The following is a 24,740-nucleotide window of genomic DNA, read 5'->3' as shown; positions in this document are numbered from 1 at the left end:
GGCCCGGGGTCGGGTTATGCTGAAGCCTGTCCGGTGCGCGCGCGTGAACACGGATTCACGCGGCGGACCCGTTTATTCCGTTCTCCAGGGACGTTCGTCATGATCCTGATGCTCGACAACTACGACTCGTTCACCTTCAACCTGGTCCAGTATCTGGGCGAGCTGGGGGCGGAGGTGGTGGTGCACCGCAATGACTGCATCACCCCGGAGCAAATCGCGGATCTGGCGCCCGAGGGGATCGTGATCTCGCCCGGGCCCTGCACGCCGAACGAGGCCGGGGTGTCGCTGGACGTGATCCGGCGCTTTGCCGGACAGATCCCGATCCTCGGGGTCTGCCTCGGGCATCAGGCGATCGGCCAGGTCTTCGGTGGCCGCGTGGTGCGGGCCCGCGAGATCATGCACGGGAAGACCTCGCCGGTGCATCACACCGGGGTCGGGGTGTTCGCCGGGCTCGAGAACCCGCTGGAGGCCACGCGCTACCACTCGCTGGTGGTCGAGGCCGCGACTCTGCCGGAGTGCCTGGAGGTCACCGCCTGGACCGAACGCGAGGACGGCGCGCGTGACGAGATCATGGGCCTGCGTCATCGCGAACTGGATGTCGAGGGCGTGCAGTTTCACCCGGAATCCATCCTGACCCGACAGGGCCACGAACTGCTCGACAACTTCCTGAGCCGCCTGCCCCAGCCGGCGTGACCCAGGCCCGCCGCACCCGCCTGCGCTTTGCATTGCTGGTGGCGCCGCTGTCGATGCTGGCGCCGTTCTCGCTGGATACCTATCTACCCTCGTTTCCGGCGATGGCCGAGGCCCTGCGGGTGGACTCCGGCGCGATGCAGGCGACCCTCTCGGCCTACCTGGTCGCATTCGCGCTGGCGACCCTGATTGCGGGGCCGCTGTCGGATACCTTTGGCCGCCGCCCGGTGGTGCTGTGGGCGCTGGCCGGCTACGTACTCACCTCGCTGCTGCTGGTGTTCGCGGTCGAGTACTGGCAGGTGATCGGGCTGCGGGTCGGTCAGGGGCTGTCCGCGGCGGCCGGGATCGTGGTCGGGCGTGCGGTGGTGCGCGACCGCTTCGAGGCCACCGATGCGCGCCGGGTACTGGCGCTGATTACCATGATGTTCGCGATCGGCCCGGCGGCGGCCCCGATCGTCGGGGGCTACCTGCAGGCCGGATTCGGCTGGCGCTCGGTGTTCCTGTTTCTGACCCTGTATGGGGTATTCCTGTTGCTCGCGATCCGGGCCTGGCTCCCGGAGACCCTGCCGCCGGTCGGGCGCGCCTCCGGGCGTCCGGCCGTGATCCTGCGGGGCTACCTCGGCACCCTGCGCAACCCGACGTTCCTGCGTCCGGCGCTCGTACATACCGGACTGTTCGGGGCGATGTTTCTGTTTGTCGCGGCCTCGCCGACGGTGATCTATGTCCACCTGGGCGGGCAGGAACAGGACTTCTGGTGGCTGTTCCTGCCGCTGGTGGGTGGCCTGGTGGTAGGCGGCTTCATCGCGGGGCGCACCGCCAGCCTGCTGAGTCCACCGCTGGCGATCAGTATCGGCGTGGGGCTGGCCGGGGTCTCGCTGGCGCTGGTGGCGCTGGGGATCGTGACCGGGGGTCCGGTGGTCGCGGTGACCCTGCCCTTCGCGCTGTACAGCTTCTCCCTGGCGACGGCCGTGCCCTCGCTGAACCTGCTCGCGCTGGATTGCTATCCGGGCGCACGGGGCATGGCTTCGGCCATGCAGGCCTTCCTGCAGTTGGGCTTCAGCGCGTTGCTGGCGCTGTTTCTGGTGGATCGCCTCGATGACCATCTGCCGTGGTTGATCGGCGGTTCGCTGGTGATCTGGGCGGCCGCGGCCCTGTTGTGGTGGACCGGGCCGGAGGCGCGCGGTCGTCGGACCCCGGCGCGGGCGTTACACTAGCCGCTTCGATTTTCCCGCAGGAGCGATCCCGTGACCGTGCAGCAAGCGATAGCGGCCCTTATCGAGCGCCGCGACCTGGACGAAGCGACCATGACCGCCGTGATGCAGGCGGTGATGACCGGCGAGGCTACCGATGCCCAGATCGGCGGATTCCTGGTGGCCCTGCGCATGAAGGGCGAGACCATCGAGGAGATCCGTGCGGCGGCCGGGGTGATGCGTTCGCTGGCCACCCGCGTGGACGTACCGCGCACTGGGCTGGTGGATACCTGCGGGACCGGCGGCGACGCCTCCGGAACCTTCAACATCTCCACCGCCTCCGCCCTGGTGGCGGCGGCCGGCGGGGTGCGGGTGGCCAAGCACGGCAACCGGTCGGTGTCGTCGAAATCCGGTTCCGCCGATGTCCTGGAGCACCTGGGGATTCGCCTCGACCTGACGCCGGAGGCGGTCGGCGCCTGCATCGACGAGGTGGGGGTCGGGTTTTTGTTCGCCCCCGCCCACCATGGCGCGATGAAGCACGCGATCGGTCCGCGCAAGGAACTCGGTGTGCGCACGCTGTTCAATGTGCTGGGGCCGCTGACCAATCCGGCCGGCGCGCCCAATCAGGTCCTGGGCGTGTTCTCCCAGGACTGGGTGCACCCGCTGGCCGAGGCACTGAAGGGACTGGGCAGCGAACACGTACTGGTGGTCCACGCCGAGGACGGCCTGGACGAGATCAGCATCGGATCGCCCACCCGGGTGGCCGAGCTCAAGGACGGCGCGATCCGTGAGTACACCATCCGCCCGGAGGACTTTGGCCTGACCACCACGGCGCTGGATGCCGTCCGCGTCGACAGTGTGGAGGCCTCGGCGGCGATGCTGCGCCACGTACTGGACGGGCAGGCGGGCGCGGCCCGCGACATCGTGCTGCTGAACGCCGGCGCGGCGATCTATGCCGGGGGCGGCGCGGACACGCTGGCGGCGGGCATCGAGGCCGCCGCCCGGGCCATCGATACCGGTGCGGCACGCGAACGGCTGGAACGCCTGCAGGCGACCAGCGCACGACTGGCAAACAAGGAAGCACAATGACCGAAGCCAACGCAGTACCCGATATCCTGCAGCGCATCCTGGAGCGCAAGCGCGAGGAACTGAAGGAGCGCGAGGCATTCTGGCCATTGCGCGAACTGCGCGGCTGGATGGGCTCGGCTCCGGCGCCGCGCGGTTTTCGCGCGGCGTTGCAGCGTGACATCGATGCCGGACGGCCTGCCGTGATCGCGGAGATCAAGAAGGCGAGCCCGAGCCAGGGCCAGATCAGCCCGAACTTCAATCCCGAGGCCTTCGCGCGGAGTTACGAGGAACATGGCGCCACCTGCCTGTCCGTGCTGACCGACGTGGACTTCTTCAAGGGGCGCGACGGCGATCTGCGCGACGCGCGTGTGGCCTGCAAGCTGCCGATCCTGCGCAAGGACTTCGTGATCGATCTCTACCAGGTCTACGAGGCGCGGGTGCTGGGTGCGGACTGCGTGCTGCTGATCGCCGCGGTGCTGGACGACACGGCGCTGCACGAGCTGTACTTCCTGACCCGCGAGCTGGGCATGGATGCGCTGGTGGAGGTGCACGACGCCGAGGAACTGGAGCGGGCGAAGAAGATTGGCGCCGACCTGATCGGGATCAACAACCGCGACCTGCACAGCTTCGAGACCCGGCTGGAGACCACGCTGGAGCTGAAGGACCAGGCACCAGAGGACGCCCTGCTGGTCACCGAGAGCGGCATCCACAGCCGCGAGGATGTCGAACGCATGCAGGCGGCCGGGGTGAATGCCTTCCTGGTCGGCGAGGCCTTCATGCGCACCGAGGATCCGGGCGTGGCCCTGGGTCAGCTGTTCCGCGGCGAATAAAGGCCCCCACGGGCCTGGTCCGGCCGGGGCCGCGTCAGCGCGTGCCGAACACCACGATGGTCTTGCCGTGGGCGGTGATCAGGCCGCGCTCCTCCAGATCCTTCAGCACGCGTCCGGCCATCTCGCGCGAGCAGCCGACGATGCGTGCGATCTCCTGACGGGTGATGCGCAGCTGCATGCCGTCGGGGTGGGTCATGGCGTCCGGCTGGCGGGCCAGATCCAGCAGGGTGTGGGCGATGCGCCCGGTGACATCCACAAAGGCCAGGTCCATCACCTTGCGCGAGGTCTGGCGCAGACGGGTCGCGATCTGGCTGGTCAGCAGCATCAGGATCTCGGGGTCGCGCTGGGCGATCTCGCGGAACTGGGTGTAGGGGATCTCCGCGGTCTCGGTGTCCTCGCGGGTGGTGACGGTCGCGCTGCGCGGGTCGTCCTCGAACATGCCCAGCTCGCCGAAGAACTCGCCCTTGTTAAGGTAGGCGAGCACCAGTTCGTGTCCGTTGTTTTCACCCAGTACCGAGACCGATCCACTGACCACGTAGTACAGCGTGTCGGGTACCGTGCCCGAGTGGATGATCGTGGTGCGCTTGCGGTACTGACGGCGGTGGCAGTAGCCGAGAAAACGCTCCAGCGCGGGCGACGGCTGCGCCGGGCGGTAGACGAACGGGTTGTTCAAGGCTTCCATGGTCACGTCCGATATCAGCTTCCTGAGGATGTGCGCCAGTCTAATGCAGCGCCCGTGCCCCGCACGCGGGGGTGGCTGGACCCGTTCACAAAATCCGCCCGGCGACCTCCGATTTTGTGCGGCAGGTCCGCCCTGCGTAGAGTCCTCTCTGAAGTATAGGCATTGATTCGTGTTTCCCAAAAGGACGAGCCCGATGCAGGTGAAAGTGAAATGGCTGGACCAGGTGGCGTTTGTCGGCGAGACCGACAGTGGCCACGCGGTGGTGATGGACGGGGCGCCGGATGCCGGCGGGCGCAACCTGGGTGCGCGTCCGATGGAGATGCTGCTGCTGGGGATGGGTGGTTGTACCAGCTTCGACGTGATTGCGATGCTGAAGAAGGCGCGCCAGCAGGTGCTGGACTGCGAGGTGACCGTGGAGGGCACGCGGGCGGAGACCGTGCCCAAGGTCTTTACCGATATCCACGTGCACTTTCGCGTGTACGGCCATGAGCTCTCGGAGAAGCAGGTCGGGCGCGCGGTCGGTCTCTCGGCCGAGAAGTACTGTTCCGCCTCGCTGATGCTGGGTGCCTCGGCGAAGGTGACCCACGACTTCGAGATCATCGAGGGGCCGGCGCGACGCTGAACCCGCGCCGACCGGATGCCCTGTCCTTGGACTGGCGGGCCGGGGCGTCTACAATTCGCCGCTCGCTGCGGCCCGGGCCAAGAGGACACGCCATGCCTCGTCACAAGAAGCAGATCAAGCTCCACGGTTTCAATAACCTGACCAAGAGCCTGAGCTTCAACATTTACGATATCTGCTATGCATCGGGTGACCGGCATCGCGACGAATACATCGCGTACATCGACGAGGCGTACAACGCCCAGCGTCTGACGCAGATCCTGTCCGACGTGGCCCACCTGATCGGGGCCAATATCCTCGACATCTCGCGCCAGGACTACGATCCGCAGGGCGCGTCGGTGACCATGCTGATCTCGGAGGAACCGGTGGCCACCGAGAAGATCGGCTACACCGAGGGCCCCGGCCCGCTGCCGGAGACCGTGGTCGGCCACCTGGACAAGAGCCACATCACGGTGCACACCTACCCGGAGGCGCACCCGGAGGGCGGCATCGCGACGTTTCGCGCGGATATCGACGTGTCCACTTGCGGGCGCATCTCGCCGCTGCGGGCCCTGAACTACCTGATCCACAGCTTCGAGTCCGACATCGTGATCATGGATTACCGCGTGCGCGGCTTTACCCGTGACGTGCGCGGCAAGAAGCACTTCATCGATCACAAGATCAACTCGATCCAGGACTTCCTGTCCCGCGACACCAAGGAGAAGTACCAGATGGTGGATGTGAACGTGTACCAGGAGTACCTGTTCCACACCAAGATGGTGCTGAAGGACTTCGATCTGGACAGCTACCTGTTCGGGCTGGGCAAGGACGACTACTCGGCCAAGGAGGCCAAACGCATCTCCAAGCTGCTCAAGCACGAGATGATGGAGATCTTCTACGGCAAGAATATGAGCCGCCCGAGCTGAGGCGGTGCGCGCCGCGCGTGGCACGCGGCGGTGATCATCTGGCTCCCCGCGTCGCGGGTCAGATCCAGTAGGCGGTGCGCGTCATCATGCTGGACGTCAGCGGCATCAGGATATTGCGCACCGGCCACGGGGGTGCCTTGCCGCCCAGTGCCATCGCATGCGCACCGTGTTCCACCTCGTCCTGCTTCATCTGCGCCAGGATGCGCGCGGAGACCTCGTCCTGTGCCGGCAACCGCTCCAGGTGGCGGTCCAGGTGGCGTTCCACCTGGCGTTCGGTCTCGTCGACAAAGCCGAGGCTGTAGGCATCGCCGGTCAGCCCGGCGAGCGCGCCCATCCCGAACGAACCCACGTACCAGAACGGCCCCAGCAGGCTGGTGCGACCGCCCAGGTCGTGCACCCGGCGGGCGCACCAGTGCAGGTGGTCGCCCTCCTCGCGGGAGGCCTGGTCCAGGTGGCCGCGGATCTCCGGGTTGCGGGCGGTCAGCATCTGGCCCTGGTACAGCCCCTGTGCCGCGACCTCGCCGGCGTGGTTGACCCGCATCAGGCGGACGGACAGGTCGCGTTCGTGGTCCTCCAGATGCGGCCCGATGTCATCCCCGCCCGGAGATGGCCGGCCGGTGGAGCGGGCCTGTCCGGCGACAACCTTGACGAAGGCGTCGGCCTGGTTGATCAGATGATCCAGCGGGGAAAGTCGGCGCATGGTTCCGCTCCGGTCGAGGGGTCGGGGTGAGGCTTCAAGAGTACCGCAAGGAGTCGCGCGGATCAGCGCCCGGCGTCGCCGCGCGGGCCGTTTTTCAGGCGCCGGGCCAGGAAACGGGCGGGTGACAGGATCTCCGGCTGGCCCGCATGCTGGCTTGCGAGCGCCCGCAGGTGCACGCTGCAACCGACATTGGGGCTGACGATCACGTCGGGCGCGGCACCGGTCAGGGCCTTCAGGGTTTCGCTGCCCAGACCGTCCGCCATCGCCGGCTGGGTCAGCATCGCGGTGCCGCCCGCGCCGCAGCAGTTGGGCGCGCCGCTGACCGGCGCGAGCGAGACCCCGGGAAGGCGCTCCAGCATCGCGGCCGGCTCCCGGGCCTCGCGGGTGACGTTGCGCTGGGTGCAGGGCCGATGCAGCGCGATCCGGATCGGGGTGTCCTCCCAGATGTCCCCCTGGGGGTCCGCATCCAGCCGCTGTGCCAGGAACCGCGTGAGACTCTGGCTGCGCGCGCCCAGTGTGCCCTCGGGGTATTCGCGCAGCGTGGCCTCGCACCCGCTGTCCAGCGCGATCACCGGTACCTCGCGGGTGCCGAAGACCTCGCCATTCCGCGCCCGCAGCGCCTGCGCCGCCGCGCGGTGGCCGGTGTGCTGGTCCAGCGCCCCGCAGCAGACTTGGTCCTGGGGGATGGCCACGCGCACGCCGAGGGCGTCGAGGACCGCCAGAGCGGCTTCGAGATCGGGGCCGGTAAAGAAGCGGTCCATGCAGCCGGTGAACAGCAAGGCATCGGCCGTATCCGGGCTCGCGGTCGCGTGCAGTCGGGGGGCGGGTACCAGGGAGTCGCGGGTGTGGGCGAGACTGCGTTCCCAGCCGCCGCGTGGCAGCAGTCGGTCCACACCGAGGCGGGCGCCGGTGCGCGCCGCCAGTCCCCCGAGGCTGCGCAGGCTTGGGTGCAGCAGGGCCTGATGTTGGAGCGTCTGGCGCCAGCCCTTCGCGCGCGAGGGCGTGGCGGGGTGTTCGGTCAGGATCTCGCGAGCGCGGTCCATCAGTGCCCCGAAGGGCACGCGGGCCGGGCACACCACCTCGCAGGAACGGCAGCCCAGGCAGCCCTCCAGGTGGCTGCGCAGGCGTTCGGATTCCGGCTCCAGTCGGCCCTGGGCCAGCCCCTGCATCAGGGTCAGCCGCCCGCGTGGCGAGTCCCCCTCGACGCCGTGCCAGCCATAGGTGGGGCAATGCGGAAGGCACAGGCCGCAGTGCACACACTGGTCGGCGGCGGAAAGCCCCCGGAATCTCAGGGGCTGGTCCGATGCGCCGAGCGGCTTTGCTAGGGTCTTGCCCTCATTCGATTCCGGGAGGTTTCCCATGCTCGTGCGTTCGTTCCGGCCCGTCGGGTCTGCGTTTGCCTCGCTCATCCTGTTGAGCATACCAGTCTCGCAAGGGCTGGCCTGGGAGGCGGAAGGCTGGCAGTCGACGATCGAGCTGGGGGCCTCCAAGACCACCGGGAACACCGAGTCCACCACGGCCACGGGCCGTTTCCGCGCGGAACACACGACCATCGACTGGCGCAATCGCATCCGCCTGGACGCGTACTTCCACGAAGAGGACGACGAGACCACCGGCCAGCGCTACATCGCCGGTTATCAGGCGGACCGCAAGCTCGGCGAGCACGACTACCTGTTCGGGGCGCTGCGCTACGAGCGTGACCGCTTTAGCAACTATGACTACCAGGGTTCGGCCACGGCCGGTTACGGTCGTCGCCTGATCGACGGCGAACGGGTGCGGCTGGACGGCGAGGTCGGCGCCGGTATGCGCCAGGTGCGCATCCGCACGACCGGGGAAACCGACAGCGAACCGGTCGGACGCCTGGCCGGCAACTTGCGCTGGGACATCAGCGACAACGCCCGCCTCACCGACGAGCTGCTGATCCTGACCGGCGGCGACAATACCGAGATCGAGAACATCCTCGCCCTGACCGCGGACGTCACCAGCCGGATGTCCCTGCGTACCAGCTTCACTGTGAAGCACAATACCGACGTCGAGCCGGGCGTGGAGAATACCGACACCATCACGGACGTGAGCCTGGTCTACCGCTTCCGCTGAATGTACGGACAGCGCACGCTGCCACCCGCCGTTTTGCCGGTGGCAGCGTTATCATGAGTCGCAGGGATCACCGGAGACTTCCATGGGCTACTACCAGCGCCATATCTTTTTCTGCACCAACTGCCGCGAGGACGGCAACTGTTGCGAGGACCACGGGGCGACCGAGATGCGCGCCTATGCCAAGAACCAGGCCAAGGCTATGGGCATCCACGGCAAGGGCCTGGTGAGGGTGAACACCGCCGGCTGCCTGGACCGCTGCAACGAGGGCCCGGTCGCGGTCGTCTACCCGGAGGGCGTCTGGTACACCTACCAGGACGAACGCGACATCGACGAGATCCTGGAAGAACACCTCAAGAACGGCCGCGTGGTCGAGCGCCTGCAGATCTGAGCCCCGCCGGCCGCCGCGCTGGCTTGACTTTATGCGCCGGCCTCCGGAGAATTCGCAGCCCGCGTGGCTACGTAGCTCAGCTGGTTAGAGCACATCACTCATAATGATGGGGTCCCCTGTTCGAATCAGGGCGTAGCCACCACCGAATCCCGGACAGGGGCTGTCATGCCGATGACAGCCCCTGTTTCGTTTGGGGCGCTGGTGGGCCGGTGCCTGTATTGCCGGTCTTCAGGGGCTCGGATAGACTGCGCGCCGGGTCGTGTGCGTGCACGCGGGCGACCCCTCAAGGAAGCAACCTCGGACGAATCCATGAAACGCTACGGAATCCGCATCCGCCTGCCGGAAGGCAGCACCATGGCCATGCCGCACCTGCTGGGGCCGGACTGGGAATCCTATCGCTGGTACGACAGCGAACAGGCCCGCGAAGAGGCGCTGGCCGACATGCAGCGCGACCTCCCGAATTACCGCAAGGGCGATCACGTCGCCCAGGTCCTCGAGCGCGTCGAACGCGACGCCTGAGCCGGATTCGAATCCGTCGCGAACAGCGGCGGGATCAGAGTGTCAGCGGCTCCATCAGGTAGCACAGGCAGTCCTGGGCGATCACGCGGGTGTCCAGCGTGAGCATGGACGGCATCGCCTGGCGCTTCAGGCGGATCTCCTGACCGGCCCGCTCCAGATATTCCCCGGTCACCTCCGAACCGTCCTCGGCGATCGCGACGAGCGGCTCGTCGGCATCCTCGTGCACGTTTACCAGGCGCGATCCGGCGGGTAAAAGCTGGAAGTTCAGGCCGTCCAGGTCGGGTTCCAGGCGGATGTCGTGCTGTGCCTCCAGCCCGACTTGCAGCCCCGGCCGGACCCGGACCTGGGCCACGGTATGGAAGATCTCGATGGCCCCTTCGCGTGGCGGCTGCTGGGCGAAATGGTCCAGGTGCAGAACCGCGTCGATCATCTCGCGCGCGTGGTCCACGCCGGCCGTGTCCTCGGGGTGGCCGCATTCCAGTGTGACGGCCGGTGCGATCCGTGCCAGCGCCATGGAGGCGACGCCGCGTGGCCGGGTGAAGTAGACCACCGTGCGCCCGAACAGCGCCGCCAGGTTTAGAAACGGCGCATCCAGGCGGTTGATGCAGGCGTAGTGGGGGTTGCGCCCGGTATTGTTGTGCAGATCGATCGCGGCGAACAGGCCGCGGCTCTCCAGGCGCCGGCACAGCTCGGCAAAGACATCGGCTTCGCGCGAACCGCCTTGTTCGGTTCCGGGCCAGATGCGGTTGAAGTCGGGCTGGTCGTCCAGGTGGCGCTGGTTCAGGGCCGCCGCCTGCGGGTTGCCCACGACCAGGGTCAGCGAACGCGGCAGCGGGCGCCCGGTGTAGTGGCGCAGGAGCTGCTGCACCGCGTGCAGGCCCACCGGCTCGTTGCCGTGTAGCAGCAGGACCACGGCCACCGCGGGCTCGCGCTGGCCCTCCAGGTGGATCAGGGCCGGGCCGGGGACGCACTGGTGCAGGGTCTCGGGCGTGGCCTCGAGGAAGCCGTCGGGCAGTTCGAAGTGTTCGTTGATCATTTGCGTCACGGGTTTCCTCAAAGGCCCCAGGTGTGGACCGGTGCGCCGGTGTTCTGCCAGCCGCGATAGGCCCGGACCAGCCCGGGCCAGTCGCGACCATGACGTGCGACCCAGTCGCGTTGCCAGCGCGCGCCGGTCTGGCCGCTGGCCACGCGTGCGGCGATGATGCCGAGCAGGGCGTCGCGTTCGCCGGAATCAATGCCCAGGTGTTCCAGGCCCTCGGCCGCGCGGGGCAGCAGGTCGCGCGTGATCAGGCGTGGTGCCGGGACGGGGTCGCGATGGCCCCAGCGCAGGCGGGCGTCCAAGCCTTTCCGGGCTGCATTGTAGAAGTTGTCGCGTGCCTCGGAAAACGGGGTCTCGAGGGCCCCGTCCGGCGACTCGGCCACCAGGTGTTCGATCAGTCCCAGTGCAAAGGCCGTGTTGGCCAGCATGTCGATCAGCGAGGGGCCTGCCGGCAGGCAGCGAAATTCCAGGCGCAGGCTGCGGTGGCCATCGGCATCGCAGCCGACGATCGGTCGGGTCCAGCGCCAGATGGTGCCGTTGTGGAAGGCGAGGTGGGCCAGCTGGTCGGCTGGCTCGTCCAGCGCCACCGGCAGCAGTACCGGGAAGTGTTCGAGGTTCTCGGTGAACAGCTCGCCGATGGAGGTGTGCAGATATCCGGTGCCGAAGGTCACGCGGCGGATCGGCCCCCGCGCCGAGTCGGCGAACCCGCCCACCTCCACGGACTGTTCGAACAGCGGGATGCGGCTCTCGGCCCACAGGTCGTGACCGAAGATGTAGGGCGTGTTGCCGGCAGCGGCCAGGACCGGTGCAGCCGCGACCAGCGAGGCGTTGTAGGCCCGGTGGGCGACGTCGGGCCGGGTCTCGATATGAACCTGGAAGGAGGTCGCCGCGGCTTCCAGCATTACATCCGCGTGGCGGTGATGCAGGTGTTCGTGGCCGACAATGTCCACCTCCAGCGGGCGCTGGGCGCGCTGTTCCAGGATCGCGCTGTTCAGCGCCCGGTAGCGGGCCTGGCGTGACATGTGGTGCAGCCCGAGATCGGCCGGGTCCAGGGTCGGCAGGCTGCCGGCCATTAGCAGTTCGGCGCCGGCGTGGCGCGCGGCCCGGCGCGCCTGGCGCAGGGTCTCGCGCAACTCGTCGAGGATGGCGCCGAAGCAGCCGGGCCCGGCGCGGAAGACGCTGCTGTTCAGCTCGATATTGAATTGCGCCAGTTCCAGGGTGGCCAGCGGGCTGTCCATGGCCGCGAGGAAGGCGTCGTTGACCGGAAGCGGGCGGCCGTGGGTGTCGCACAACCAGGCCTCGATCTCGAAGCCGAGCCGCGGGGGTGGCGTGGGGTCCTCGGCTGGTCCCGTACGCAGCCATTCCAGCAGGCGAGCCGTCTCGTCGGCGAGCTTCTGGTGGAAGCGGTCGAAATCCGCCGCGCCAAAGTGCTCCTCGCGGATTTCGCGGCCCAAGGCTAGTGGTCCTTCAGCTTGATCGTTGCCGGTGCGGCGTTCCTGTGGTGTTCCGCTGCCCGGCGCGGCGCGGCGACAATGGCCGCAGCCCTCGTCAAGTACCGCGACGCCGCCGCGGGGTGCCACGAAAGAACCCGACGACTTGGTCTTCCAGTGTCCATGACCGCGTTCCGATCCTTGTAAAGGGCCGCGCCATTACCCGCAATTCGCGCCCTTTCCGGAACGTTGGCCGACCTGCCGAACCCGCAATGATCACCTTGCGGGGTCACGAGTCCTCGTCCTGTTCGTCGGCGTCCGGTGCCTCGTCGTACAGGCTCTCCAGGAGGTCGCCCCAGATTTGCTCGTGGTGCTCGATGAAGGCGAGCAGGACTTTGCGGAAGGCGAGGTAGTCGGCCTCGAAGGCCTCGAAGTCGGCGCCCCCGTTCAGCAGCTTGGCGGCGCGGTCGGTCTGCTGAAGGCTGTCGCGCAGGTTGAGGCTGGCAGCCATCGCACCCTTCACGCGCTCGCGCTCGTGTGGAATCCAGGCACGGTCGGACAACATGGAGCGCAGGTTTTCGCCCAGTTCCAGCAGGCGCTTGCGCAGGCGGGGAACCGCCCCGATGGTGCCGGTCTTGAGCTCGCCCCAGACGGCATCGGTGATCAGGCGGGCCCAGCGTTCGCGCAGGTCCCGTACGGTGTCGGGATCGAACGCAAACGAGCGCTCCAGTTGTTGCGGATCAAATGGCATTGGGTATCCTGATCAGCGGATCGGGGTGCGCGGTTTGTGCGGTCGCAAGGCCGGGACACCGGAATAGCCTCGCGCCCGGTAGCGTCCTACAGGGTACAAGAACAAGCAAGGCCGCACGTACGGCCTGCGGATGGAGGAAACACAACATGGCAACCTGGTTCGCGCAGCGCAGGCTGCGCCAGAAGGTGTGCGACCTGCGGCCCCAGATGTACCGCATGGCATTCGCGTGGTGTCACGATGCCGCGCTGGCGGACGACCTGGTGCAGGAGGCGATGATGAAGGCCCTGACGCGGCTGAAGTCGCTGCAGGACGAGGACGCCCTGAAGGCCTGGGTGTTCCGCATCATGACCAACTGCTACCGCGACTGGGGGCGGCGGCAGAAGGATACGGTGGACGTGGACAGCATGGAGCTGCCCTGCGAGGACTGCCCGGAACAGCAGACCGAGCGCAATCGCATGGTCGCGGATGTCCACCGGGCGATGGCCGAGCTGAGTACCGATCACCGCCAGGTGGTCGCGCTGGTGGACCTGGAGGGCTTTGCCTACTCCGAGGTCTCGGAGGTGCTGGACGTACCGATCGGCACCGTGATGAGTCGCCTGAGCCGGGCTCGGGCGCAGCTGAAGAAGGTGCTGCTGGAGCAGCAGGCCGACACGGGGAATGCGGCCGATACACCCTATCTCAAGGTAGTGAGGAATCGGCATGTCGAATGAACGACTGAGTGCGAAGAACCGGCCCAGCGAGGAGATTCTCAACGCCTTCGTGGATGGTGAATTTTCGCCGGAGGACCGTCTGTACACGCTCAAGACGATCGCCTCCAGTGAGCACCTGAGCCGCGAAGTCTGCGACATGCACCAGCTCAAGGAACTGGTCAACATGGCCTACGAGGACGTGCCGGCCAAGCGCGCCTCCGGTGGGCGTTGTCGCCTGTCGCGCGGCGGCCGTTCGGCCTGGTTCCCGTCGGTGGCGGCCGGGGTGCTCGCGCTGGTCGTGGGTTCGCTGGGCGGGTACGAGATTACCCGTGATGCCGGGTTCTTCGGGGGCAACCCGTCGGCCGCAACCGGGCAGGACGCCGAAGCCCTGGCGCAAGTGGCGGCCAGTGACGAGACTCCTGGTGGCGCGGCGGCCCCGCAGCAAGTGTTTTCGGCGACCGAGACCGACCAGATCCTGCTGCATATCAACGAGGGCGATACCCGCGCCATGGCCGAGCTGCTGGACGACATCGAGAGCATGTACCGCGAGGCGGCCTCGGTGGGACGCGACCTGAACGTGCAGGTGGTGGTGCACAACAACGCGATGGACCTGCTACGGGCGGACAGTGCCCCGTATCCGGAGCGTGTCGCCAGCATGGCGCAGGACTATCCGACGCTGCGTTTTACCGCCTGCGCCCAGACCCTGAACCGGCTGGCACGCGAGGAGGGACGGACCGTGGATATCCTGCCGCAGGCCGAGCTGATCGACTCCGGCGTGGCCGAGGCGGCCCGCCGTCAGGCCGAAGGTTGGATCTACATCAAGGTCTGATCCGGTGCGGCCGGAGTCCCGATGAACCGCGATAAACGAGTGTTGCGCCCCGGCTGGTTCCTGGCCGGGGCGTTCTTGTTGATGCTGGTGGCGGGCGGTGCGACGGCGCTGTTGTTCGGCACCATCGCCGAGGCCCCGGCGGCCGACGAGCCGCTGCGGGTGGTCTATCACATCAATACCGATGACCCGGAGTTGCACCTGAACGCCCTGCGCAACCTGCAGAATCACATCGACGGGACCCCGGCGGATGCCGCGCTGGAGATCAAGGTGCTCACCCACGGCAGTGGCATCAGCCTGCTGCAGCACGCCCGCACGGACCCGGACCTGCGCAGCACCGTGAATACCCTGAAACTGCAGGATGTGCGGTTCCTGGTGTGCGGCAACACGATGGAGTCGCGCGGGCTCGAGCGTGCGGATCTGCACGAGGTCGCGGAGAAGGACGTCGTTTCCAGTGGTCTCGTCGAGCTGACCCGTCTGCAACGCGCCGGGTATACCTACATCAAGCCCTGAACAATGCGTCCGCAAGGGTGCTGCGGGTTGCCGGCGGGTCAGCCTCCCGTGAGTTCCGCGTCCAGCGCCGCGAGGCGCTCCGGGGTGCCGATGTCGCGCCAGTCTCCGCGGTAGCACTCGCCGGTGACCCGTCCGTCCGCGATCGCCTCGCGCAACAGGGGGCCCAGGGCATGACGCCCTGGCGGCAGATCCCGGAACAGGGCGGGGTCGTACCAGCCGATGCCGCTGAAGGTCAGCGGTTCGCCGCCTTCCAGCCGGACCCGTTCCCCGTCCAGGGCAAAGTCCCCCTGTGCATGATGCGCCGGGTTGGCGACCAGTACGAGATGCGCGAGCGGCCGCTCGACGCCCGCCTCCATGGTCGCCGGCGGGGTCAGGGGGTGGTCGCACCAGACATCGCCGTTGACGACCAGGAACGGTTCGTCCCCCAGCAGAGCCAGCGCCTGGCGGATGCCGCCCGCGGTCTCCAGCGCGCCCTCGGGTTCCGGCGAGTAGCGCAGGGTCAGCCCCGACTGCTCCTCGCCAAGCGCCGTGCGGATCTGGTCGCCCAGGTGGGCCAGGTTGATGACGACTTCCTGATACCCCGCGGCCGCGAGACGATCGAGCGTGTAGCCGATCAGCGGCCGTCCGCCGGCCGGCAACAGGGGCTTCGGGCAGCGGTCGGTCAGCGGACGCATGCGTTCGCCACGTCCCGCGGCCAGGATCATCGCCCGCATCGCCTAGTCCTCCTGCAGCCGTTCGGGCATGTGATTTTCAAACCAGGCGGCGACCGGTTCCAGGCCCGCATGGGGCAGCCCCTGCGCCAGCAGGCGGTGCAGGCGGGGCAGGTGCTCCAGGTAACGGGGCTTGGCGTCGCGCCGGGCCAGGCGCACGAAGATGCCGAGGATCTTGGTGGTGCGCTGGGCACCGAGGACCCGGTAATGGCGCATGAAGGCCTCGCGGTCGCGGGGGGTTCCCGCGAAGTAGCGGTCCAGGCCGCGTTCCACCGTGGCCGGCGACACGTCGCGGCGGGCATCCTCCAGCAGGGAGACGACATCGTAGGCCGGGCTTCCGATCACCGCGTCCTGAAAATCCAGCACGGCACAGCCGCGGTCCTCGCCGGGTGGCAGCATCAGGTTGTCGACGTGGAAGTCGCGCAGCACCAGTGTGTTGTCCAGGGCGGGGAGCCCTTCAAGGGTCTCGCGCCACGCTTCCATGAACGCCTCGCGCCGCGTCGGCTCCATCGCGGTACCCCGATGTTCCGGCCAGTACCAGTCGGCGAACAGGGCGGCCTCGTCGAGCAGGCGCGGGGTGTCATAGGTGGGCAGGGCCGGCGCCTTCGCGGCCTGGTCCGGCCAGGCACGGTGGAGCTGGACCAGGGTGTCGATCGCGCGGTCGTACAGCGCGCCTTCTCCGGCCCCTTCGGCAAGGGCCCGGGTAAAGGTCCGGTCGCCCAGATCCTCGAGCAGGACGAACCCGGCCGTCGGGTCGTGCACCAGCACGCGGGGTGGCCGCAGCCCCAGCGACTCCAGCAGCCGCGCCACCTGCACGAACGGTCCGGTGGCCTCGCGCTCCGGCGGGGCGTCCATCAGTACCACCGATTCGCCATCGCGGCGCAGGCGGAAATAGCGCCGGAAACTGGCATCCGCCCGCAGCAGGGCCAGGTCGGTGAAGGTGCCCGGCTGCTGCTCCAGCCAGGCCGCGAGCTGCTTGCTGCGGGTGTCGTCCGGGATCATGCTTGGGCCTCCTCGGGGCCGGCGCCAGGAACCCGTTCGACGCGGGTGTCGATCCGGCCGTCCGGGTGCAGTTCCAGCACGCGATAGCCGGCGTGCTCGGTGTCCAGCGCAAACCGTTCGGAACCGGGGGCGAACTGGATGCAGGTAGAGGGACAGCCCAGCAGCTCGACGCTCCGACGCTCGCTGCGAAAGTCCTGGTGGATATGGCCAAACAGGCAGGCACGTACGCGCGGATGGCGGTCCAGCACCGCGAACAGGTCGTCCGGGTTGGTCAGGCCGATGCGGTCCATCCAGCCGCTTCCGATCGGCACGACCGGGTGGTGGATGGCGATCATCACCCAGTGCGCCGGATGACGGGTCAGCACCTGCTCCAGCCGTTCCAGTTCGGCGGGCTCGATGCGCCCGGCCGCCTGTCCCGGGACTGCCGAGTTGACTCCGACCAGGAGCCACTCGCCCCGTACGCGGTGTCCGTCCAGTGCGTGTCCGGCCGACGTGAAGGCCCGGTCCAAGTCGCACCACTCGTCGTGATTGCCCGCCAGGCCGGCGAGCGGCCAGCCAGGCACATGCCGGTCCAGCAGGTCCAGCAGGCGCGTATAGGCCTCCGGCGCGGGGTCTTCCGCCAAGTCGCCGGTCAGCCAGAGCAGGTCCGGGCGCGGCTCGTTCCGGACGAGCGCCTCGAGGACCCGCGCGAGCTGGTGGTCGCTGTCGGGGTAGCCGGGGCGGATCGGTCCGGGCTCCCGGCCCAGATGGGTGTCGCTGATCTGGAGGATGCGCTGCATGCGGGGCGTGTTGCTGTCCGTTGGTCGGGGTTGTGCGTTGGGGCGCGCTTTCGTATTTGCCGCCCGGCCGGGTTATTGCCCTATACTCGATCGGGTGTACCGCGTAACGCGCCGGGACCTTCCCGCATGGGGCGGGAAGGGGCCTGGCGAGGGGCCCGAGATGAGCCAGGAAACCAAGACCCGCCCGGATTCCGGGTACCGTCCGTCCGAGGACGAACCCTACATGAATCCGCGTCAACTGGACTACTTTCGCGCCAGGCTCGAGGCCTGGCGTGCCGAGCTGATCGAGGAATCGGAGCAGACCCTGGAACACCTGCGCAGCGAGAGCTGGCAGGAGCCGGATCCCAATGACCGCGCCAGCCACGAGACCGATGCCGGCCTGGAGCTGCGCACCCGGGATCGTTACCGCAAGCTCCTGAACAAGATCGACGAGGCGCTGGCGCGCATCGACCGGGGCGAATACGGGTACTGCGAGGAGACCGGGGAGCCGATCGGCATCGCCCGGCTGGAGGCCCGTCCGATCGCCACCCTGAGCGTGGCCGCCCAGGAGGCCCACGAGCGCGACGAGGCGCGCTACGCCCAGTAGCCTGTCGCGCCGCTACGCGGTGTCCAGGATGCGGGTAAAGACCCGCGAGTTGCGCGCCTGGTTGTAGCGGGTCTGGCGGCTGGCGGGCAGGTCGTCCACCTGGCCCGGCGTGTAGCCGCGCTCCTGAAACCACTGGGCCGTGCGGGTGGTGAGCACGAACACCCGCCGGATACCCTGCTCCCGCGCCAGTTGCTCCATGGCCTGCAGCAGGCGGTCGCCGCGGCCACTCCCGCGGTACTCCGCGTGCAGGGCCAGGCAGGCGATCTCCGCCGCATCCGTCTCGAAGGGGTACAGCGCTGCAGTGCCGATAATCAGGCCATCGGCCTCCAGTACCTGGAAGCGGTCGATTTCCAGTTCCAGGTGTTCCCGGGCGCGATGCACCAGGATGCCTTCGGCCTCCAGCGGTTCCAGCAGGGCATGGATGCCACCAACATCGTCGAGCGTCGCCGGACGCAGTTGCTCCAGCGGCTCGCGCGAAACCAGTGTCCCGATCCCCTGGCGGGTGAACAGTTCGGTCAGCAGCCCGCCGTCGTCGTGTCGGTCCACCAGGTGCACGCGCATCTCGCGGCGGTGGCAGGCGTCGATGGCGCTTCGCAAGTGGTTGGCCAGTTCCTCCGGAAGATCGGTGGCGGTCTCCAGCAGTTCCTGGGCAGCGGGCACGGTAAGCTGGTCGAGCACGCCGTGTTCGGGGTCGCGCAGCACCCCGGCTTCGGTGAGAAAGATCAGCTTGTCGGCGTTCAGCGCGATCGCCACCTGGGTGGCGACATCCTCGCCGGAGAGATTGAACACCTCGCCGGTGGGGGAGTAGCCGAGCGGGGAGACCAGGGCCACCTGCTCGCGGTCCAGCAAGGCTCCCAGTGCGGTGGTATCTACCCCGCGCACCTCGCCGGTGTAATGGAAATCCACGCCGTCGCGGACGCCCAGCGGACGGGCGGTGACGAAGTTGCCACTGGCCACGCGCAGCCGGGCGTTGCCGGTGCCCGGCTGGCCCAGGCTGCGCGACAGCAGACCCTCGATCTGAAGGCGCAGCCGGCCCACCGCGTCCAGTACCGCTTCCAGTGCCGGGGCGTCGGTTACGCGCAGCCCGTTCGCGTAGGCCGGGGTCAGTCCGCGTTCCGCCATCCGCGTCTCGATCTGCGGGCGGGCGCCGTAGACCAGCACGACCCGGATGCCGAGGGCATTGAGCTTGGCGATGTCGCGCATCAGTGCCGGGAATTCCGGTCCCTGGGCGGCTTCGCCCGCCAGTGCGATCACCATGGTGCGCCCGCGGTGGGCGGCAATGTACGGCACGGCATCACGGAACCATGCCAGCTCCCCGGGCTGCGGGGTCCGGCGCAAGGGCGCGCCGGGGCGAGCGGATGGAGTGGTGGGCATGGTGGTCACGTGCGCGTCCGTTTCCTGTGGGTGTCCTGACCGCACAGTCTAGGGAGACGCGGCCCAATTCGCACGTCCGGACCGCAGTGCGGTGGGGCTTCAGGGGTGGCTCAGTCGCTCCGGCCCAGCACGCGCTCAAGATCCTGCACGCGGTCGCCGGCCCCGATGCCGTGTGCCTCGAACCACCCGGCATTGACCTCCAGGGCGTAGCGCACGGGGCGTTTCGCCTCGTGGATGCGGGTGGAATGGGGTGTCATGGTGGCGATGTTGGTGATGGTGAAATCCGCATTGATGAAGGCCACGTCCAGCGGGATGCGGGTGTTCTGCATCCACATGCCGTACTGCGCCGGGCGCGCCCAGACGAACAGCATGCCGTGGTCTCCGGGCAGGTGGTCACGGTGCATCAGCCCCACACGGCGACTGCGCTCTGTCGCGGCGATCTCGATCGTGAGGGTCTGTTCGCCGACTGTCAGATCGGCGGTTGGCAGCCCGTCGTCCGCGTGCGCCTGGCCCGCGCCGAGGACGACGATGAGCGCCAGCCAGGCAAGGCCGTGCCACGCCCGGCCCCACAAGGCGGGCGTCACGGCCTATTCGCCGCTCATGCGCCCCACGGCGCAGCTGGCGAAGGACTTGGCCTTGGCGCTGGCGGAACGCAGGCCGGAGACCGACCCGACTTCCGGGTAGCCCATGTTGGCGAGTTTCGCGGCCACCGCCTCGCGGGCGCTGTCCGGGGCCTCGACCTCGACCGCACCGCCTTCCACGTCCACCTCGGCGCCGGTGACGCCCTCCACCTGCAGCAGGCCCTTGCGGATGGAGCTGGCGCAGCCGCCGCACTTGATGTTCTCGACTTCGATTTTCATTCCACGGACCTCGGGGTACTGGGGTTTGTACGACTCATTATGTACGATTCCGCTTCCGCGTAAACGTTCACGAGAGCCCGAACCCATGCCCGCCTATCGTTCCCGCACCACCACCCATGGCCGCAACATGGCCGGCGCCCGTGCCCTGTGGCGTGCCACCGGCATGAAGGATGGCGACTTCGGCAAGCCGATCATCGCCATCGCCAATTCCTTCACCCAGTTCGTGCCGGGGCATGTGCACCTGAAGGATCTGGGTCAGCTGGTGGCCGGCGAGGTGGAGAAGGCCGGTGGCGTGGCCAAGGAATTCAACACCATCGCGGTGGACGACGGGATCGCGATGGGCCACAGCGGGATGCTCTATTCCCTGCCCTCGCGCGAGATCATCGCCGACTCGGTGGAGTACATGGTCAACGCGCACTGCGCCGATGCCCTGGTCTGCATCTCCAACTGCGACAAGATCACCCCCGGTATGCTGATGGCCGCCATGCGCCTGAACATCCCGGTGGTGTTCGTCTCCGGCGGGCCGATGGAGGCCGGCAAGGTGCAGGCACCGGGCAGCGACAAGGTCATCCACCTGGACCTGGTGGACGCGATGGTCAAGGCCGCCGACTCCAGCGCCTCGGATGAAGAAGTGGAATCCATCGAGCGCTCCGCCTGCCCGACCTGCGGCTCCTGCTCCGGCATGTTCACCGCCAACTCAATGAACTGCCTGACCGAGGCGCTGGGCCTGTCGCTGCCGGGCAACGGCTCGCTGCTGGCCACCCACGCCGGGCGCAAGTCGCTGTTCGAGCAGGCCGGCCGGCGCGTGGTCGAGCTGGCCAGGTGTTACTACGAGCAGGATGATGCCTCGGTACTGCCGCGCTCCATCGCGACCTTCGAGGCCTTCGAGAACGCGATGAGTCTGGATATCGCGATGGGGGGTTCCACCAACACCGTGCTGCACCTGCTGGCCGCCGCGCGCGAGGGCGAGGTGGACTTCACCATGGCCGACATCGACCGCCTGTCGCGCAAGGTGCCGAACCTGTGCAAGGTCGCCCCGGCCACCCAGCTCTACCACATGGAAGACGTGCACCGCGCCGGTGGCGTGGTCGGCATCCTCGCCGAGCTGGATCGCGGCGGGCTGATTCACCGCGATATCCCCACCGTGCATGCCGACACCATGGGCCAGGCGCTGGAGCAGTGGGACGTGATGCGCCACGCCGCCGCCTCCGAGACGCTGTACAAGGCCGCGCCGGGTGGCGTGCCCACCCAGGTCGCGTTCAGCCAGGACAAGAGCTGGGACAGCCTGGACATCGACCGCGAGAACGGCTGCATCCGCGACATCGAGCACGCCTACTCGCAGGACGGTGGCCTGGCCGTGCTGTACGGCAACATGGCCCCGGACGGCTGCATCGTGAAGACCGCCGGCGTCGACGAGAGCATCCTTAAGTTCTCCGGCCCCGCGCGGGTATTCGAGAGCCAGGATGCGGCCGTCGAGGCCATCCTCGGCGATCAGGTGCAGGCCGGCAACGTGGTGATCATCCGCTACGAGGGCCCGAAGGGCGGCCCCGGCATGCAGGAGATGCTGTATCCGACCTCGTACCTGAAATCCAAGGGGCTGGGCAAGGAATGCGCGCTGATCACCGACGGGCGCTTCTCCGGTGGCACCTCCGGGCTGTCCATCGGCCACGTCTCGCCAGAGGCCGCACAGGGTGGCGCGATCGGCCTGATCGAGGAGGGCGACACCATCGTGATCGACATCCCCGGGCGCGAGATCCGCATCGACGTGGACGACGCCACGCTAGCGGCCCGGCGCGAGGCCATGGAGGCCCGCGGCCCGAAGGCCTGGAAGCCCGAGTCGCGAAACCGCCAGGTGTCCCAGGCCCTGCGCGCCTATGCCCTGATGACGACCTCCGCCGCCTACGGCGCGGTGCGCGACATCTCCCGCTTTGACGAAGCGTAGCCACTCGCCGCACGGAGTGATCCTGGCCACCACCGAGCGGTGATCCTGGGTCGCCCAGGCCGGTGCAGATCTCCTTTTGGCGATCCCGGTGCCACGCTTCGCGGCGACCGTGCCGACGTCCTAGTGCCGTTGTGAGACGGTGAACGAGCTGGTCTGGGCCTGAAGCTCCGCGGCCAGGCGGGCCAGTTCGTCGCTGGCCGAGGTGGTCTGTTCGGAACCGCTGGCTGTCTGCTCCGCGATCTCGCGGATGCTGACGATGCTGCGGTTCATTTCCTCGGTGGTGGCGCTTTGCTGTTCGGCTGCCGAAGCGATCTGTGTGTTCATTTCGCTGATGTTGCTCACCGCTTGCGTGATCGCTTGCAACGCCTTCGCGGCCTGGTCGGCCTGGTTGACGCCCGTCTGGGCCTGCTCGCGGCTGTGATCCATCACCTTGACCGCCTCGCGGGCACCGCTTTGCAGGCGCTCGATCATCTCCTCGATCTCCTGGGTGGAATCCTGGGTGCGCGAGGCGAGGGTGCGAACCTCGTCCGCGACCACCGCGAAGCCGCGTCCGCTCTCTCCGGCTCGAGCGGCTTCGATCGCGGCATTGAGGGCCAGCAGGTTGGTCTGTTCCGCGATGCCCTTGATTACGTCGAGTACAGTGCCGATCGCCTCGCTATCCGACGACACCCTCTTGATTACCTCGGCGGCGTTTTCGATCTCGCTGGCCAGTTGGGCGATGGATTTGGAATTTGAAGTCACCACATCCAGTCCGCTGTTCGCCTCGCGGTCGGTATTGCGGGTGGTGTCAGCGGCGCTGGCGGCATTGCCGGCGACATCCTGAACGGTAGCCGTCATCTCGTTCATCGCGGTGGCCACCTGGTCGGTCTCCTGGCGTTGACGCTCGACGTTGGACGCGCTTTCGCGCGAGACGGTGGCCAGTTCTTCGGAGGCTGATGCGAGCTGTTCGGTGGCTCCGATGATCTGCTGGATCAGGGCTTCGAACTGTGTGGCCATACTGTTGAAGCGTTCCCCAACCTCGTGCATCTCGTCCTGGGTGGGGATGGTGACCCGGGTCGTGAGATCCCCGCCCGCCATGTGCTCGGTTGCGTCATTGAACTGTTCGACGCTGTTCTTGATCGACCGATACAGCCCGGTGAACAGATAGGCGAGCAGGAGAAGGACGCCCACCACCACGGCGATTGCCAGGTTGCGAACGAGCGTGTCGCTGCGGATCCGGTCGGCGAAAATAGCGTGCAGCTCGGGGGCGGTGGCGTCGTACAGCGCAAAGGTGGCATCGATCGAGCGGGTGGCAGCGTCGAATACCTCGCGGGCGTTGATGTCGATCATGTCGGCGTCCAGCAATTCCGTCTGCAAGATTTCGGAGAATTCGCCTACGGCGGTTTCGTTGCGCTCGACCAGTTCCCCCAGGCGTTCGCCGAGTGCAGGGTTGGTGGAGAATGCGGCTTCGAGGCCGGCCGCGAGATCTCCTGCGATGGCCTCCATGTTGGCGGAGAGCACCGCCAGACGGATGTGACTATCCCCGGTGAATTCGCCCGCCGCTGCCGTGCCGGAGCCGACCGCCCGGGCCTGTCCCATGGTTTCAGTCAGGTTCAGCAGACGATTCGTCAGGGCATCGCCGAGATAGTAGCTGTCGAGGTGGGGGTCCAGGGTGATCTCGGAGGCATCGGCGACATGGCCGATCAGGTCGAGCAGGTCGGCTACCAGCGCGGTGTGGCGTTGCAGGCTTTCCGCGGGTGCCATCGTGTCTCCGTCCGACTGGATCCCTTTCCAGGTCTCTTGGATCCGGTCCAGCTGGCGGCGTGTCCCCAGTGCATCGCCGTTTTCCCGGTCCACCTCCGCCAGTGCTTCCAGCGCCTGGTCAACGTCGTGTGCGATTTCGCGCAGTCGGGCGCGTGCACCTTCGTCGCCGCCAAGCAGGGCTGCCATCATCCCGCGATGTTGCTGGATGTATTCCACTGGCTCGCGCGCGGCCTCGATATAGGCCAGCCCCTGACGTTCGTTGGCCACGAAGCGGATGCTTTCGTTCAGATTGACCAGGGTGATACCGCTGAGCAGCAGCAGTGGTAGCAGGACCACGACAAAAATCAGCCCGAACTTGACCGGATACCGGAACCGATTCATTAGCCAGGTGGCTGGATGGAAGAAGCCGTCCATGGATGTCCCCTCGTTTCTGTTTTTTTGCGCCCATTCTTGCGCGTGTCTTGACGCACAAGAGGCCAGTAATCCTTCTCTTGCTCTGGACTGTAGCGGCTGGACGGAACGGTTCTTGAGTCGCAAGTCCGTGATTCCAGGCACATGGGTCCGGCGTCAGGGTGTTGCGTGGAATCTCGGCCACGGGTCTCGGGAGCGGTCAGGGCGAGATCCTGCCGGTGCCCGGCCCGCCGTGAGCGTGCGGGCTTGAACTCAAAATTAGGCGTTGCTACTTGGCAGAGAAGGGGCATCTCAATTTGGGGCCTGCAGGCGACTCGTCGGATCCTTTGTCATACTGGACACCTGACCGGTTGAGGTTCAGAGGCTTGTCTCGCAGGTTGCCGGTGTGGACGATGCC

At 67.6% G+C, this 24,740-nt stretch carries 27 protein-coding genes and 1 tRNA gene; 15 read left to right on the top strand and 13 right to left on the bottom strand.

Annotated features, from left to right (window positions below; translation table 11 throughout):
- Positions 1-99 precede the first annotated feature (99 nt).
- From F817_RS0110385 to trpC, 4 genes are read left to right on the top strand one after another with little or no spacing between them, the layout of a single operon-like run.
- Positions 100-693, top strand: coding sequence for an aminodeoxychorismate/anthranilate synthase component II (locus tag F817_RS0110385; RefSeq protein ID WP_024327590.1), 594 nt, complete (start codon positions 100-102; stop codon positions 691-693).
- Positions 690-1,904 (top strand): multidrug effflux MFS transporter, encoded by a 1,215-nt coding sequence (locus F817_RS0110380; RefSeq protein ID WP_042799145.1) that lies wholly within the window; start codon positions 690-692, stop codon positions 1,902-1,904. The genes F817_RS0110385 and F817_RS0110380 overlap by 4 nt, the downstream gene beginning before the upstream one ends.
- 30 nt (positions 1,905-1,934) lie before the next feature.
- Positions 1,935-2,969 carry an anthranilate phosphoribosyltransferase gene (trpD, locus tag F817_RS0110375; RefSeq protein ID WP_024327588.1) on the top strand — a complete coding sequence of 345 codons (1,035 nt, stop codon included), beginning with the start codon at positions 1,935-1,937 and terminating at the stop codon, positions 2,967-2,969.
- Complete coding sequence (gene trpC / locus F817_RS0110370; RefSeq protein WP_024327587.1) at positions 2,966-3,778, top strand: indole-3-glycerol phosphate synthase TrpC; 813 nt, start codon at positions 2,966-2,968, stop codon at positions 3,776-3,778. Before trpD ends, trpC begins: the two co-directional genes overlap by 4 nt.
- Before the next feature lie 34 nt (positions 3,779-3,812).
- Here trpC and crp read toward each other — a convergent pair whose 3' ends face one another.
- Positions 3,813-4,460: a cAMP-activated global transcriptional regulator CRP gene (gene crp, locus F817_RS0110365; RefSeq protein WP_018142212.1), complete on the bottom strand. Its 648-nt coding sequence runs from the start codon at positions 4,458-4,460 to the stop codon at positions 3,813-3,815.
- A 193-nt stretch (positions 4,461-4,653) separates the two neighbouring features.
- On the opposite strand from crp, the gene F817_RS0110360 reads away from it, so the two are divergent.
- Both F817_RS0110360 and speD read left to right on the top strand, forming a co-directional pair.
- Positions 4,654-5,082, top strand: a complete 429-nt coding sequence (locus F817_RS0110360) for an OsmC family protein (protein ID WP_024327586.1) — start codon at positions 4,654-4,656, stop codon at positions 5,080-5,082.
- A gap of 92 nt (positions 5,083-5,174) precedes the next feature.
- Positions 5,175-5,984: an adenosylmethionine decarboxylase gene (gene speD, locus F817_RS0110355; protein WP_017942843.1), complete on the top strand. Its 810-nt coding sequence runs from the start codon at positions 5,175-5,177 to the stop codon at positions 5,982-5,984.
- 58 nt (positions 5,985-6,042) lie between these two features.
- Here the strand turns inward: speD and coq7 are convergent, their stop codons facing one another.
- Both coq7 and F817_RS0110345 read right to left on the bottom strand, forming a co-directional pair.
- Complete coding sequence (coq7, locus tag F817_RS0110350) at positions 6,043-6,684, bottom strand: 2-polyprenyl-3-methyl-6-methoxy-1,4-benzoquinone monooxygenase (protein ID WP_024327585.1); 642 nt, start codon at positions 6,682-6,684, stop codon at positions 6,043-6,045.
- A gap of 62 nt (positions 6,685-6,746) precedes the next feature.
- Positions 6,747-7,940, bottom strand: coding sequence for a (Fe-S)-binding protein (locus F817_RS0110345; RefSeq protein ID WP_231369408.1), 1,194 nt, complete (start codon positions 7,938-7,940; stop codon positions 6,747-6,749).
- A gap of 103 nt (positions 7,941-8,043) precedes the next feature.
- On the opposite strand from F817_RS0110345, the gene F817_RS0110340 reads away from it, so the two are divergent.
- From F817_RS0110340 to F817_RS0110325, 4 genes are all read left to right on the top strand, one after another.
- Positions 8,044-8,781, top strand: coding sequence for a YdiY family protein (locus F817_RS0110340; protein ID WP_024327583.1), 738 nt, complete (start codon positions 8,044-8,046; stop codon positions 8,779-8,781).
- A gap of 82 nt (positions 8,782-8,863) precedes the next feature.
- Positions 8,864-9,169 carry a ferredoxin gene (locus F817_RS0110335; RefSeq protein WP_024327582.1) on the top strand — a complete coding sequence of 102 codons (306 nt, stop codon included), beginning with the start codon at positions 8,864-8,866 and terminating at the stop codon, positions 9,167-9,169.
- A 65-nt stretch (positions 9,170-9,234) separates the two neighbouring features.
- Positions 9,235-9,311: transfer RNA gene (locus tag F817_RS0110330), tRNA-Met, on the top strand.
- Positions 9,312-9,478: 167 nt separating this feature from the next.
- A complete protein-coding gene (locus F817_RS0110325) occupies positions 9,479-9,688 on the top strand; it encodes a hypothetical protein (protein WP_024327581.1) in 210 nt (69 codons plus the stop codon).
- A gap of 34 nt (positions 9,689-9,722) precedes the next feature.
- Here the strand turns inward: F817_RS0110325 and F817_RS0110320 are convergent, their stop codons facing one another.
- From F817_RS0110320 to F817_RS0110310, 3 genes are all read right to left on the bottom strand, one after another.
- Positions 9,723-10,733 carry a M14 family metallopeptidase gene (locus F817_RS0110320; protein ID WP_024327580.1) on the bottom strand — a complete coding sequence of 337 codons (1,011 nt, stop codon included), beginning with the start codon at positions 10,731-10,733 and terminating at the stop codon, positions 9,723-9,725.
- A gap of 8 nt (positions 10,734-10,741) precedes the next feature.
- Complete coding sequence (locus F817_RS0110315) at positions 10,742-12,181, bottom strand: glutamate-cysteine ligase family protein (protein ID WP_024327579.1); 1,440 nt, start codon at positions 12,179-12,181, stop codon at positions 10,742-10,744.
- 265 nt (positions 12,182-12,446) lie between these two features.
- On the bottom strand, positions 12,447-12,908 hold the full coding sequence (locus tag F817_RS0110310) for a hypothetical protein (RefSeq protein ID WP_024327578.1): 462 nt from the start codon (positions 12,906-12,908) through the stop codon (positions 12,447-12,449).
- Between the two features lie 146 nt (positions 12,909-13,054).
- Between F817_RS0110310 and F817_RS0110305 the strand changes: the two genes are divergently transcribed.
- From F817_RS0110305 to F817_RS0110295, 3 genes are read left to right on the top strand one after another with little or no spacing between them, the layout of a single operon-like run.
- Positions 13,055-13,618, top strand: coding sequence for an RNA polymerase sigma factor (locus F817_RS0110305; RefSeq protein WP_024327577.1), 564 nt, complete (start codon positions 13,055-13,057; stop codon positions 13,616-13,618).
- Positions 13,608-14,426, top strand: coding sequence for a hypothetical protein (locus F817_RS0110300; RefSeq protein ID WP_024327576.1), 819 nt, complete (start codon positions 13,608-13,610; stop codon positions 14,424-14,426). The genes F817_RS0110305 and F817_RS0110300 overlap by 11 nt, the downstream gene beginning before the upstream one ends.
- A 21-nt stretch (positions 14,427-14,447) precedes the next feature.
- A complete protein-coding gene (locus F817_RS0110295) occupies positions 14,448-14,936 on the top strand; it encodes a DsrE family protein (protein ID WP_024327575.1) in 489 nt (162 codons plus the stop codon).
- 38 nt (positions 14,937-14,974) lie between these two features.
- On the opposite strand, the gene murU is transcribed toward F817_RS0110295, so the two are convergent.
- Genes murU through F817_RS0110280 form a run of 3 tightly spaced genes read right to left on the bottom strand, consistent with a single transcriptional unit; the run spans position 14,975 to position 17,427 of the window.
- A complete protein-coding gene (gene murU / locus F817_RS0110290; RefSeq protein WP_024327574.1) occupies positions 14,975-15,649 on the bottom strand; it encodes an N-acetylmuramate alpha-1-phosphate uridylyltransferase MurU in 675 nt (224 codons plus the stop codon).
- A gap of 3 nt (positions 15,650-15,652) precedes the next feature.
- Complete coding sequence (locus F817_RS0110285) at positions 15,653-16,648, bottom strand: aminoglycoside phosphotransferase family protein (protein WP_024327573.1); 996 nt, start codon at positions 16,646-16,648, stop codon at positions 15,653-15,655.
- Positions 16,645-17,427 carry a phosphodiesterase gene (locus F817_RS0110280; RefSeq protein WP_024327572.1) on the bottom strand — a complete coding sequence of 261 codons (783 nt, stop codon included), beginning with the start codon at positions 17,425-17,427 and terminating at the stop codon, positions 16,645-16,647. Before F817_RS0110280 ends, F817_RS0110285 begins: the two co-directional genes overlap by 4 nt.
- Before the next feature lie 160 nt (positions 17,428-17,587).
- Between F817_RS0110280 and dksA the strand changes: the two genes are divergently transcribed.
- Entirely contained in the window at positions 17,588-18,013 is a 426-nt protein-coding gene (gene dksA, locus F817_RS0110275; protein WP_024327571.1) for an RNA polymerase-binding protein DksA, read from the top strand.
- Between the two features lie 12 nt (positions 18,014-18,025).
- Here the strand turns inward: dksA and argA are convergent, their stop codons facing one another.
- The 3 genes from argA to F817_RS0110260 all read right to left on the bottom strand — a co-directional run bounded on the left by argA (position 18,026) and on the right by F817_RS0110260 (position 20,247).
- On the bottom strand, positions 18,026-19,387 hold the full coding sequence (argA, locus tag F817_RS0110270; protein WP_051132346.1) for an amino-acid N-acetyltransferase: 1,362 nt from the start codon (positions 19,385-19,387) through the stop codon (positions 18,026-18,028).
- 110 nt (positions 19,388-19,497) lie between these two features.
- Positions 19,498-19,971, bottom strand: coding sequence for a DUF192 domain-containing protein (locus tag F817_RS0110265; protein ID WP_024327569.1), 474 nt, complete (start codon positions 19,969-19,971; stop codon positions 19,498-19,500).
- Positions 19,972-19,974: 3 nt separating this feature from the next.
- Positions 19,975-20,247, bottom strand: a complete 273-nt coding sequence (locus F817_RS0110260) for a heavy-metal-associated domain-containing protein (protein ID WP_024327568.1) — start codon at positions 20,245-20,247, stop codon at positions 19,975-19,977.
- Positions 20,248-20,332: 85 nt separating this feature from the next.
- On the opposite strand from F817_RS0110260, the gene ilvD reads away from it, so the two are divergent.
- On the top strand, positions 20,333-22,189 hold the full coding sequence (gene ilvD / locus F817_RS0110255) for a dihydroxy-acid dehydratase (protein WP_024327567.1): 1,857 nt from the start codon (positions 20,333-20,335) through the stop codon (positions 22,187-22,189).
- 120 nt (positions 22,190-22,309) lie between these two features.
- Here the strand turns inward: ilvD and F817_RS0110250 are convergent, their stop codons facing one another.
- Entirely contained in the window at positions 22,310-24,346 is a 2,037-nt protein-coding gene (locus F817_RS0110250; RefSeq protein ID WP_024327566.1) for a methyl-accepting chemotaxis protein, read from the bottom strand.
- Between the last annotated feature and the right edge of the window lie 394 nt (positions 24,347-24,740).

Origin of the sequence: Thioalkalivibrio sp. AKL19 (assembly GCF_000420165.1) — a bacterium.
Lineage (GTDB): Bacteria > Pseudomonadota > Gammaproteobacteria > Ectothiorhodospirales > Ectothiorhodospiraceae > Thioalkalivibrio.
This window is presented reverse-complemented; position numbering and strand designations above follow the sequence as displayed.